Raw genomic sequence first — 12,447 nt, 5'->3', positions numbered from 1 at the left:
CGACCGGCGCCGAGCCGTCCCTGCGGACGAGGGTAACGAGCTCTCCGCGGTCCTTCGACTCCGCTACCACAGTGGCCAGTTGCCCCACCGTCGTATCACCGAGCAGCACCGCCAACGGGACGTCCGCGCCCTGGTCCGTCTCCAGGAGCGCGCGGAGCCGGACGGCTCGGAGCGAGTCGAGGCCCTGGGCGATCAGGGGCAGCGTGGCGGAGACACGGTCGGGGAGGAGGTCCAGGACCTCACCGACACGGGCCAGCACGGCGGTGGCCGCAGGGTCGGCGGCGAACAGCTCGGCGGCGCTGTCCTCGGCGGCCGGGGCGGTGGCGCCGCCGCTGCTCGCCAGCGCGGCGAAGCTGTCGGCGCCGTAGCGCTCGCGGCTCTCGCGGCGGCGGATCTTGCCGCTGGAGGTGCGCGGCAGAGCGCCCATCCGCACCAGCACGATGTCGTGCAGGGCGAGTCCGTGCTCCTCGGTGACGGCGGTACGGATCGCGGCGAGCACCGCGTCGGCGTCTTCGTCGCGGAAGGCGCGGCTCACCTCGTGCAGCAGGACGACGCGCTCGTCGGTGCCGTCGTCGAGTCCGAAGGCGGCGCCCCGGTTGGGGACCAGGAGTTCATGGCTGAGCTCGGCGGTGTACTCGATGTCCTGTGGGTAGTGGTTGCGGCCACGGACCACGATCAGGTCCTTGATGCGGCCGGTGATGAACAGTTCGCCCTGGTGACGGAAGGCGAGGTCACCGGTGCGCAGATAGCTGTGCCCGTCGGGTTCGGCGAGTTCGGCGGCGAAGGTCTGCTCGGTGAGTTCCGGGCGGCGCCAGTAGCCCTGGGCGACGGATCCGCCGGTGACCCAGACCTCGCCGACGGCGTCGTCGGCGGCCGGGAGCAGCGTCTCGGTGTCGACGACGAGGATGCGGTCCTCGCCCTGGATGTCGCCGCACCCGATGAGCGTGGTGCCCAACTGGTTTTCCGGGGCGAAGGGTCGAGGGCCCTCGTCCGTGAGGGTCAGTGCCAGGGGCTCGCTGCGGGGCTTCCCGCCCGTGACGAAGAGGGTGGCTTCGGCCAGTCCGTAGCAGGGGTGGAAGGAGGAACGGCGGAAGCCTGCGGGGCCGAAGACGTCGGCGAAGTCGTCGAGGGTGCGGCGGCGCACCGGTTCGGCGCCGACCATGGCGTGTTCCCAGGTGCTGAGATCGAGTCCGGCCAGCTCCTCCTCGGTGACGCGGCGCACGCACTCGGCGTACGCGAAGTCGGGGGCGGCGCTCATCGTGCCGCCGTGCCGGCTGATCGCGTCGAGCCAGCGGAAGGGGCTGCGCAGGAAGGTCATGGGCGCCATCAGGACGCAGGGGAAGCCGCTGTAGAGCGGCTGGAGGATGCCGCCGATCAGCCCCATGTCGTGGTAGGGCGGCAGCCAGCTGACGCCGACGCTGTCCGGGGTGGAGCCGTTGGCACGGGCGATGGTGCGGGAGTTCTCGATGAGGTTGCCGTGCCGCAGCATGACGCCCTTGGGCGAGCCGGTGGAGCCGGAGGTGTACTGGAGGAAGGCGAGGGCCTCGCCGCCGGGCGCGGCCTCGGCCCACGACGGGGCGGCGTCACGGGCGACGGTGTCGGTGGCGGTCCAGGCGAGCTTGCCGAGGTCGCCGAGCGCGTCGCCCATGGCGGTGACCAGCTGGAGGGTGGAGTCGTCGGTGAGGGCGACGGTGGCCTCGGCGTCGGTCACGATGTCCATGAGCCGGTCGAGGCCGCGCTTGCCGGACGGGGGGTAGACGGGCACGGCGGCGGTGCCGGAGTACAGGCAGCCGAAGAAGCCGACGACGTACTCCTCGCCGGGCGGGTAGAGCAGCAGCGCCCGGCCTCCGGCGGCGCCCGACTGCTGCATGGCGGCCGCGGTCGCCCGGGCCCGGACGTCGAGCTCGCCGTAGGTGAGCCTGCGCTCCGAGCCGTCCTCTTCGAGCAGGATGTACGCGGTGGCCTCGGGCGTGGCGGCGGCTCGGGCACGCAGCATCCCTACGAGGTCGACGGGGCGGAACGACATGGGTTTCCTCCGGTGTGCGGACGGGTGGGCGGGGCCGGGCGGGTGCGGCGGTACGTTCAGCGGTGGCCGGGCTCAGGGGTGGTAGGGCTCAGGGGTGGTAGGGCTCAGGGGTGGTCGAGCAGCAGCTCGTAGAGGCAGTCGGCCCCGAAGCGCACGGCGTCGGCGGGGACGCGCTCGTCGGCGTCGTGCATGTTCTCCTGGTAGCGGGAGCCGGCCGGCAGGAGCATGGGGAGCCAGCCGTAGCAGTCCATGCCGAGGTTGGCGAAGAGCCGGGCGTCGGTGGAGGCCGGGGTGATCATCGGGATCGGCAGGCCCTCCGGGTCGGCGGCGCGCAGGATGTCCGTCAACCGCTCGTAGAACGAGCCGAGTTCGGGCTCGTTCTTGGAGTTGCGCGATCCTTCGAGCAGCAGCTCGATCTCCAGCTCGTCCCCGAGGGTGCCGCTCGCGCTGAACTCGTTGACCAGGGCGCGCAGTTCGGCGACGTAGTCCTCGACGGTGAAGTCTCCGGGCAGGATGCGGCCGTCGAGGTCGACGGTGATCTCGGCCGGGATCATGTTGATCTTCTCGGGGGTACGGATGATCGTGGCGTTCACGGTGTGCCGGATCGTGGAGTCCAGGTAGACGGCGTCCGCCGTGGCCAAAAGGTCGTACGGCACGGTGGCGCGCTCGCCCTTGCGCAACGCCACAAGCTCCGCCGCGAGTTCGCCGCCGACGACCGTGCCGAGCTCTTGGAGCATCCGGTCGAGCGCGGGCGTGATGTGCACCGGCAGGCGGCCGTCACGCAGGGCGGTCAGGACATCGGTGAGCTGGTGCACGGCGAGGTTCGGCCAGCCCTGGCGGGAGGCGTGTCCGCCGCGCCCGCGCAGGGTGAGCCGCAGCCAGCAGGCCCGCTTCTCGGCGACGCCCACCGGATGGAAGCGCCGGCCGGGGTCGACGGTGAGGACCGCGCCACCGTCCTCCCCGATGCAGTACGGGATGCCCTCGAACAGCTCGGGGTGATGGGTGGCCAGCCAGCCGGCGCCGACCCGGCTGCCGTTCTCCTCGTCGGAGACGACCGCTAGGAGCACGTCACCTGCGGGTGTCTCGCCGCGGGCGTGCAGGGTGAGCAGCGCGGACAGCATCATGGCGAGGCCGCCCTTCATGTCGATGGCGCCGCGCCCCCACACCTCGCCGTCGATGAGCAGCGCGTCGAACGGCGGGTGCGTCCACTCCTGCCCGTCGGTGGGCACGACGTCGGAGTGCCCGTGCAGCAGCAGCGGGGGCGCCTCGCCCCGGCCGGGGATGCGGGCGACGAGGTTGGGCCGCTCGGGGTCGGGGCCGAGCATCCGCGACTCGATGCCCGCGTCGGCGAGCAGGCCCGCGATGTACTCGGCGCAGGCGCGCTCGTCGCCGGGCGGGTTGACGCTGCGGAAGCGGATCAGGTCGCGCAGGATCGGGATCGGGTCGACGGCGGCGGTCCGTGCGGACATGGGTCGTTCCTTTCGTGGTGCGCGGAAGTGGGGTACGGGGGCGGCGGTACGGGGCGCGGGCTCACAGGAGGGTGGCGGCGCGCGCCCACAGCTGGGCGGGGCTGCCCCACAGCAGCGCGTCGAGCGCCGCGCGGCGGAAGTAGAGCTGGATGTCGGCGTCCTCGCTCATGCCGTGGGCGCCGTGTACGTGCAGGCACTGGGCGGCGGCGTCGCGGGCGAGTTCACCGGCGAGCGCGAGGGCCTGGAGGACGGTGAGTTCGTCGTCGGTGCGGGCCGCCTGTTCGACGAGGGCGCGTACGGCGATGGCGCGGGCCGCGAGCGCAGAGAGGGTGAACGCGACGCTCTGGTGACGGGCGAGCGGCTGGTCGAACTGCGTCCGGTTCTTGGCGCGTTCCACGCCGAGCGCGAGCGCGCCCCGCGCCTGACCGACGAGGGCGGCCGCCTGCCGTACGCGCAGGGACCGCAGGGCGCGCGCCCAGGCGGCCGTGGCGTCCGCCGGGTCGCCGAGCAGCCGGCCGCCGAACAGCGGGACGCGGTCGAGAGTGACGGTGTGCAGGTCGCCGCGGCTGATGTCGTCCTGGCGGCGCAGGGTGGCTCCGGGGTCGTCGGCCCGTACCAGCGCGAGGGCAGTGCCGTGCGGCAGGACGCCCACGACGAGGAGCCAGTCGGCGGCGTCCGCGAAAGGCACGAAGCGGCGTCGCCCGGAGATCCAGGGACCGTCGGGGCCGTCGCCGAGCGTGAGCGGGGCGGGGGCCGCCGGATCGTCGGTGCCTTCGGCGCGCGGGGCGATGGCGACGGCTGCGTCTCCGTCGGCCAGCGCGTCCAGGAGGCCGGAGTGCTCGTCCGTACCGAGCGCGTTGATGAGTTCGGCGGCGGCCGCCGTGTCCTGGTAGGGGCCCCGGTACAGCGAGCGGCCCATCAACTCGCCCAGCTGCACAAGGTGTTCATGGCTCTCGGTGCCGTCGGCGGCCGTGTCGAACACGCCCGCCTCGGTGAGCGTCTCCCACACGGCGGCGCGGGCCCCGGCCTGCTCGGCGGCCACCGGGCCGCCCCCGACGGGGCGCTCCCCCATCCGCCGTACGGTGGGGGCCAGTTCACCGCCGAGGAGTTCCGCGAGGTCGGCGGGCAGGGCCGCTACGGACGTCATGGGTGGGGTCCTCTCGGGTCGAAACGGTGGGGCGGGCCCCACCGATGTGCGTGCGGCGGACGTCAGGAGAAGAGTTCGAGGCCCTGGGCGGCGATGATCTGGAGCATCACCTCGGAGGTGCCGGAGGCGAGGGTGTGCGCCGGGCTCTGCCGGTACACCGCCTCCAGACGGCCCAGGTCGGGGGCTTCGCCGTCCCAGGTGGTCAGCAGGCCGTCTAGGCCCATGACCTCGGCCCCGAGCCTGACCACGGCGTCGGACTGCTGAGTGACGAACCACTTGGACGCGGCCGATGCCACCGGGTCGGGTGTGCCGGACTGCCGGGCACGGACCATGTTCCAGGCCAGCGCGCGGCCTGCCGTGAGTCTGGCGTCGAGCTCGGCGAGGCGCTGCGCGTAGGCCGGGTCGGTGAGCCGGCCGGTGCGGCGGGCGTCGCCGACGACCGCGTCGAGCCAGCGCCGCAGCTTGGCCTGGAAGTCCATGCCGGTGCGCTCCAGGAGGAGCATGTCGTTGATGGGCTGCCAGCCCTCGTCGACCCGGCCCACGACGTGTGCGGCGGTGAGCCGGACGTCCTCGACGACGACCTCGTTGAACCGTTCGTCGCCCATGCTCCACACCGGGTTGATCACCACGCCGGGCGAGCGGAGCGGCAGCAGGAACAGGGTGATGCCGTGGTACTTCACGGGTCCCTCGCCGGTGCGGGCCGCGCACAGCGCCCACTCGGCGAACTGCGACTTCTGGTTGAAGATCTTGCGGCCGGACAACCGCCATCCGTCGCCGTCCGGCACCGCGGTGGTGCGCAGGGCGGCGAGGTCCGAGCCGCAGTGCGGTTCGGTGAACAAGACGGTGGCGATCTCCTCGCCCCGGGCCAGGCGCGGCAGGTGCCGGTCGCGCTGCTCGGGCGTGCCGACGTCGAGGAGGAACTGGCCCACGGTGTCGATGCTCAGGACGTGCTGGTCCTCGGGCACCCCGTGCAGGACCATCTCCTCCAGGACGATCCCCGCCTCGACGGGGCCGAGACCGAGCCCGCCGTACCGTTCGGGCCAGGCCGCGGCGAGCCAGCCGTGCTCGCCGAGCTGCCGGTAGACCTCGAGCAGTCCGCTCTCCTCGCGGGGGGCGTGATCCTGGAGGGCGTCGATGGCCTTGCGGACCTGCTCCTCGGCGAAGAAGTCCCGTACGTTCCGGCGGAAGGCAAGCTGCTCGGGGGTGAGCCAGGTGTCCAGCGGGTCGGGGCGGTCGCTCTTCATGCCCGCGCCTCCCCGCCGGCCGCGCTGCCCGCGCGGTCAAGGACTGCCTGGATCAGGTCGGCGACCGTGCCCACGTGCGGGGGCACCATCATGGCGTAGTGGTCGCCGGGCGCCTCGTGGTGGGCGAAGCCGCCGGTGGTGCGCTCGGCCCAGTAGCGGGCCCGCTCCTCGGCCTCGGGGGCCTCGGAGGTGAGCAGCGCCAGCGGTACGTCGACGGTTCTCGGCCGCCAGACGGCTCCGGCGCGTACGGTCGCGACGAACGTCGCCATGCGGTCGGCGAGTTGGGCCTCGTCGGCGTCGGGAGCGAGCGGGGATGCGGTGATCCTGCGTACGGCCACGGCGATCTGCTCCTCGTGGTCGAGAGCGGCGATGTCGTCCAGGGCGGGCGCGGCGTCGGCGCCCAGGCCGCGCAGCCCGGCGAGGTCGGCGGCGTACAGACCGATCGCGTGCGCGGTGCTCGGCGGTTCGGCGAGCTCGGGCGGCACATCGGTGTCGATCAGGGCGACCACGGCGACCTCCGCGCCGTCGGCGCGCAGCCGGCGCGCGGTCTCGAAGGCGACGGCGCCGCCCGTGGACCAGCCGCCCAGGTGGTAGGGGCCGTGCGGCTGGGCTGCCCGGATCGTGGCGGCGTGTGCGGTGGCCAGGGCCGCGACCGGGTCGCTCCCGTCGAGGGAGTGGGGTGCCTCCAGGGCGTGCAGCGGCTGCTCCGGGTGGAGCGAGGCGGCGAGCGGGACGTAGGGGGCGACGGAGCCGCCGCTCGGGTGGATGCAGTAGAAGACGGGCCGTGCGCCGCCGGGTGCGAGCACCACGGGAGCGTTCGCGGGACCGGTCGCCGCGGGCCGGGCGCTGTCGATCAGGGCGGCCAGCTGCTCGACCGTCGCGTGGGTGAACAGCTGCCGCAGCTGGACCTCGGCCCCCAGGACCTCCTCGATACGGGCGAGGAGCTGGGTGGCCTGGAGCGAATTGCCGCCCACCATGAAGAAGTTGTCGTCGCGGGCGAAGTCCTTGCCGGGCAGCAGCCCGGACCAGATTCCGGCGACGGCGCGCTCGGTGGCGGTCGCCGGGGCCTCGCGGTCCTTGCGGGCGCGTTCCTCGGGCGCGGGCAGGGCGCTCCGGTCGAGCTTGCCGTTCGGGGTGAGCGGCAGCGCGTCCAGGGTGACGAACGCGCCGGGCAGCATGTACGGGGGCAGGTCGTCGGCGAGGTGGGCACGGAGCGCGGCGGGCTGCGGGCGGGCAGCGCCCTCGGGCACCACGTACGCGACGAGTTGCGGGCCGCCCGCTCCGTCGAGCACCACCACGGCGGCCTGCCGCACCTCGGCGTGCCGGGAGAGCACCTGCTCGATCTCGCTGGTTTCGATGCGCAGTCCGCGGATCTTGACCTGGGTGTCGACGCGGCCGGAGAACTCCAGGTCTCCGTCGCCGCGGCGCAGCGCCAGGTCGCCGGTGCGGTACATGCGGCTGCCGGGCGCGGCGAATGGGTCGGGCAGGAACCGTTCGGCGGTGGCGCCGGGCGAGCCCGCGTAGCCCCGGCTCAGGCCGAGTCCGCCGATCCACAGTTCGCCGGCCACTCCGCGGGGCACGGGCTGCCCGAACGGGTCGAGCACGTAGGCGTACTGGTTGGCGAGGGGGCGGCCGATGGGCGGGCTCGCCGAGCCGAGCTGGGGGCCGCACAGGTGGTCCACGGAGGCGACCGTGGTCTCGGTCGGGCCGTAGCCGTTGTGGAAGTCCCGGTGCCCGCCGTCGCGCCAGCGGTCGACGAGATCGCCGGGGAAGGGTTCGAGTCCCACGAACAGCTTGCGGAACTCGGGTAGTTGAGCCGGGTCCAGGACGGCGAGGAGGGAGGGCGGGATGTCCGCGGTGGTGATCCGCTCCTCACGCAGCAGCGCGGTCAGGGACGCCGGGTCCAGGAGGGTGCCGCGCGGCGCCATGACGAGGGTGGCCCCGGAGGCGAAGGCGCCGTAGATCTCGAAGACGGAGACGTCGAAGGCGGGGTTGGCGAACTGGAGCATCCGGTCGTCGGTGCCGAGGCGGAACATCTCCACCGACGAACTGGTGAAGTTGACTGCGCTGCGGTGCTCGATCAGCACGCCCTTGGGCCGGCCGGTGGAGCCCGACGTGAAGATGACGTAGGCCAGGTTGCGCGGGTCGACCGTGACGTCCGGCCTGCTCTTCGGGGCACGTTCCAGGGCCGCGCGGAACTCCGGGTCCCGCCAGTCGAGGCGTACCGGGCCCTCGGGCAGGGCGTCGGCGAGCGCGCCCTCGGTGACCACCAGCGAGCAGCCCGCCCGGTCCAGCATGTAGCCGAGCCGGTTGGTGGGGTGCACCGGGTCGAGCGGCACGTAGGCGGCGCCGGCCTTGAGGACGGCGAGCTGGGTGACGGGCAGCTCCGGGCCGCGCTCCATCAGGATGCCGACGCGGCTCTCGGGGCCTACTCCCAGCGTCCGCAGATGGTGCGCCAGCTCGTTGGCGCGCACGTCGAGTTCACGGTAGGTGAGACCGTCGCCGCGGAAGCGGACCGCGGGCTGCCCCGGGTGCAGGTCCGCCTGCCGCTCGAACAGCTGGTGCAGGGCGAGGCCGGCCGTGTCGTACGCCGTGTCCGTGCGGTTCTCGCCGGTGACGAGCTCGGCGTGTTCGGCGGCCGACAGGAGCTCGACGCGGCCGATGCGGGCCGAGGGGTCGGCGACGACGGCCTCCAGGACGCGGCCGTAGTGGACGATGAGCCGGTCGATGCGGTCGGCGTCGAAGAGCTCGGTGGAGTACTCGATCCACACGTGGTAGCCGTCGCCGGGCACCTCGGTGAGCTGGAAGGCCAGGTCGAAGCGGGAGGTCCCGACGATCAGCGGCACCTGCTCGATGCGAAGACCGCCGAACTCCTCGCCGTCCGCGCTCGCGTTCTGCAGCGTGAACGAGATCTGGAACAGCGGGTTGCGCCCCGCCTCGCGTTCGGTCTTCAGCGCGTCGACGACCTTGCCGAACGGCACGTCCTGGTGCATCAGACCGCCCACGACGGTCTCGTTCGTGCGGGCGAGGAGATCACGGAACGTGGGGTCGCCCGAGGTGTCGGTGCGCAGGACCAGGGTGTTGGCGAAGAAACCGACCAGTGGCTCGGTCTCCGGCTGCGTACGGCCGTTGACGACCGAGCCGATCACGATGTCGTCCTGGCCGGTGTAGCGGGCGAGCAGGGTCTGGAAGGCGGCGAGGGCCACGGTAAGCACGGTGACGCGCTCGGTGCGGGCCAGCTCGACCATGGCGCGCTGAAGGCTCGCGGGCAGCCGGCTCTCGCGCACCGATCCGGCACCGGTCGGCTCCTTGGGCCGGGGGCGGTCGGTGGGGAAGCCGAGCACCGGCAGGCCGTCGAGCCGCTCGGTCCAGTAGGCGAGACGGTCACCGAAGGACGCATCGGCTAGCTTGCGGCGCTGCCACACCGCGTAGTCGGCGAACTGCACGGGCAGCGGCGGCAGCGGATCGGGCAGCCCGGCCGCCTCCGCCGCGTAGCACGCCATCACCTCGCGCGTCACGATCGCCGTGGACCAGCCGTCGGTGGCGATGTGGTGAATGGCGAGCAGCAGTACGTGCTCCTCGTCGGCGAGCCGGAACAGGCTCGCCCGCAGCACCGGGCCGCGCGTCAGGTCGAACGGCAGGGCCGCGCCGTCGGCGATGAGCTCGGTGACCTTCTTCTCTCGCTCGTCGACGGGGAGTTCACGCAGGTCGGTGACGTCGAGTGGTACCGGTGACGGCTCCTCGACGATCTGGTGGGGAAGGCCGTCCACGCTCTCGTAGCGGGTGCGCAGGATCTCGTGCCGCGCCACCACGGCGCTGAGCGCACGGCCGAGCACCGCCTCGTCGACGGGGCCGGCCAGGCGCAGCGCGAGCGGCGCGTTGTACGCGGCGGAGCCGGGGTTCCACCGGTCGAGGAACCACAGCCGCTGCTGGGCGGCGGCCAGCGGCAGGCTGCGGTCGCGGTCGGCGGGCTCGATGCGCTGTTCGGTACGACGGCTCTCCTGGAGCCGCTGGAGCGCCTCGCGGGCACCGCCGGGGCGCCCGCCGGGTGCCCTGGTCGCCCTGCGCGGCACCCGCTTGAGCTCACTCATCGTCGGCTCCCCCGCTGCTTGCCACTGCCTCGGCCGCCAGGACGACGGCCGTCGATTCACCCGCGAGCGCGCGCCGCACGGGACCGTCCGCACGGCCGTCGGCGATCAGCACCTCCGGCACCCCGCCGACCAGCGCCTCGCGTGCGGCGATGAGCTTGACCGCCATCCCGCCCTCCGCGCCCGGCGGAGTGCCTTCGGCGGGCAGCTCGCAGCGCGCCAGGCGGCTGGACGCGTCACGGGGATCGGCGAGCACGCCGGGGGCCGCGGTCAGGAACACCAGCCGGGTCGCGCCCAGCGCCACCGCCACTGCGGTGGCGGCGCGGTCCGCGTTCACGTTCACCGGCCGGCCGTCCTCGGCGAGCGCCGGCGGCGAGACGACCGGGGTGATGCCCGCGTCGAGCAGCACCTTCAGGGGTGCCGGTTCGACCTCGGCGATCCGCCCGCTGTGGTCGTCGCGCACCAGTACGGTGCGGCCGTCCACCCGGGCCCGGATCGCGGTCTTGCGGCGGGCTCGCAGCAGGCCGGCGTCCAGGCCGGTCAGTCCCACCGCCGCGATCCCGTGCCCGGCGAGCTCGACGAGCAGGGCCGGCTTGACCTGGCCGGCCAGGGCCAGCGTCAGCACCTCCAGCGTCGCCTTGTCGGTGTAGCGCGAGGTGACACCGCTGCGCGCGACGATGGTGCGCTGCTCCACCCCGAGCCGGGCCGCGAGCTGCTCCAGCTCGGCCGAGCCGCCGTGCACCAGCACGACCCGCTCGCCCGACTTGACCAGCGCGGCCACGTCGGCGCACACCCGGGCCGGGTCCACTCCGGCGGCCCCTCCGCACTTCACGACGGTCAGTCCGTCTGCCACTGCCCTTGTCCCCTTCTCTCCGGCTCCCACCGGTTGTCGCCGGTGGCTACACCGGGTGCAGGCCGGTGAACCCGAGACCGAGGGTCTCCGGCCGGCCGAAGCGGATGTTCATGGTCTGTACGGCGTTGCCCGCACCGCCCTTGACGAGGTTGTCGAGCGCCGCGATGAGCACCGCGGCGCCGTCCTCCGGGTCGGTGGAGAAGCCGATGTCGCAGAAGTTGGAGCCGTTGAGGATCTTCGGCTCGGGCAGCCGGTACAGGCCGCGCTTGTGGGTGACGATCCGGATGAACGGTTCGTCGGCGTAGTACGCGCGGTACAGCTTGCGCAGTTCGCGCTCGCCGAGGGTGACGCCCTCGGCGGCCGTGACACGGATCAGCACCTGCACGCCGCGTACCGCCTCGACGCCGGTCGCGCTCATCCGCGCGGTGAGGCCGGTGGCCTGGGCCACCTCGGCCTCGTGCCGGTGGCGCTGCGGCTTGAACACCCGCATGGCGCCGCTGCGTTCGGCGTGCAGGTTCATCGCGTCGGCGCTCACTCCCGACCCGCTCGACCCGACCCGGCCGTCGATGCTGACGTCCTGGCGGATCAGGCCCTCGGCGGCCAGCGGGTGGAGGGCGAGGGTCGCTGCGTTGGCCATGCAGCCCGGCATGGCGATGCGGTCGGCGGTGGTCAGCTCCTTGCGGTAGCGCTCCGGCCAGCCGGTGACGAATTCCTGGAGCAGCTCGGGCCGCGGGTGCTCACCGTAGTAGCGGGCGTGCGCCTGCGGGTCGCGCAGCCGGAACCCGCCGCTGAGGTCGATGACGACCCGCGCCTTCGCGGCCGCTTCGGGGACGAGGTCGCTCGCCACCGCGGGCGAGACCGCCGTGAAGATCACGTCGCAGTCGGCGACATCCTCCGCCGCGCAGAAGAGCAGATCGGTACTGCCGCGCAGATTGGGGTGGGCCGTGTCCACCCTGCGTCCGGCCAGCCTGCTCGACACCGCACTGACGATGTCGACTTCGGGGTGGCCGAGCAGCAGCCGGAGCAGCTCTCCACCGATGTAGCCTGACGCGCCGTAGACGCCGGCACGGATCACGAGGACCTCCAGGTCCGAACAGAGGTGACGGGGCTGGGGATGAGGGGGCTCCCCGGACGGATGTCCGGGGACCCGGCGGCGGCCGCCCTACTCGCCCCAGTCCTCCTCGACCTCGGGGGCGAGGGCGAGCAGCAGCGGCTCTGCGGTGATCACTTCCAGTTCGCTCAGGCAGTCGCCGCACTCGACGATCTCGCTCGGGCGCACCCCCTCCGGCACGGCAACGCCGTTCTCACACTCCGGGCAGGTACTGACCGCGGTCGCGGTGGTCATCCCGTTCCTCCTCGTCTCGGTCCGGCCGGGTGGTCTCCCGGCCCGTCACGAGCGTCACGGTCCGCGGCCCCGCCGCACAGTCGGGGGAATCCCCTACAGCCGCCGGCCGCACCCCGTCAGGGTTCCTCCCGACTGCCGCGCGCCGCGCCGCGCTGCGAGCCTCGGTTGCGGGCTCGAACCAATCCCGCAACCACACATCCGGAGGGCTGAAACCGCCATGTCTGAGGCCGAGTTCACGTCTGGGGCCGAGCACGACGAAGAGGCCTTCCTGTTTC

General features: G+C 73.2%; 8 protein-coding genes. All 8 read right to left on the bottom strand.

Translation table 11 applies throughout. The features are described from left to right. A partial coding sequence (locus ACZ5TL_RS39035) for an AMP-binding protein (protein ID WP_468595528.1) occupies positions 1–2,026 on the bottom strand: 2,026 nt, incomplete at its 3' end. 104 nt (positions 2,027–2,130) lie between these two features. Beyond that, the gene (locus ACZ5TL_RS39030) at positions 2,131–3,495 is read right to left on the bottom strand and encodes a M20/M25/M40 family metallo-hydrolase (protein WP_468595527.1); all 1,365 of its coding nucleotides are present in this window, start codon (positions 3,493–3,495) and stop codon (positions 2,131–2,133) included. A 61-nt stretch (positions 3,496–3,556) separates the two neighbouring features. Further along, positions 3,557–4,642: an acyl-CoA dehydrogenase family protein gene (locus ACZ5TL_RS39025; protein ID WP_468595526.1), complete on the bottom strand. Its 1,086-nt coding sequence runs from the start codon at positions 4,640–4,642 to the stop codon at positions 3,557–3,559. Positions 4,643–4,704: 62 nt separating this feature from the next. Next, positions 4,705–5,886, bottom strand: a complete 1,182-nt coding sequence (locus ACZ5TL_RS39020; RefSeq protein WP_468595525.1) for an acyl-CoA dehydrogenase family protein — start codon at positions 5,884–5,886, stop codon at positions 4,705–4,707. Continuing rightward, entirely contained in the window at positions 5,883–9,977 is a 4,095-nt protein-coding gene (locus ACZ5TL_RS39015; RefSeq protein ID WP_468595524.1) for a non-ribosomal peptide synthetase, read from the bottom strand. Before ACZ5TL_RS39015 ends, ACZ5TL_RS39020 begins: the two co-directional genes overlap by 4 nt. Beyond that, positions 9,970–10,827: a [LysW]-aminoadipate kinase gene (locus ACZ5TL_RS39010; protein WP_468595523.1), complete on the bottom strand. Its 858-nt coding sequence runs from the start codon at positions 10,825–10,827 to the stop codon at positions 9,970–9,972. The genes ACZ5TL_RS39015 and ACZ5TL_RS39010 overlap by 8 nt, the downstream gene beginning before the upstream one ends. A 46-nt stretch (positions 10,828–10,873) precedes the next feature. Further along, entirely contained in the window at positions 10,874–11,902 is a 1,029-nt protein-coding gene (gene argC / locus ACZ5TL_RS39005; RefSeq protein ID WP_468595522.1) for an N-acetyl-gamma-glutamyl-phosphate reductase, read from the bottom strand. 87 nt (positions 11,903–11,989) lie between these two features. Continuing rightward, a complete protein-coding gene (locus tag ACZ5TL_RS39000; RefSeq protein WP_409060165.1) occupies positions 11,990–12,172 on the bottom strand; it encodes a lysine biosynthesis protein LysW in 183 nt (60 codons plus the stop codon). Between the last annotated feature and the right edge of the window lie 275 nt (positions 12,173–12,447).

It is taken from the genome of Streptomyces sp. NPDC033136 (assembly GCF_055578235.1).
The sequence above is the reverse complement of the archived record's forward strand: the minus strand, read 5'-3'. Positions and strand labels throughout refer to the sequence as shown.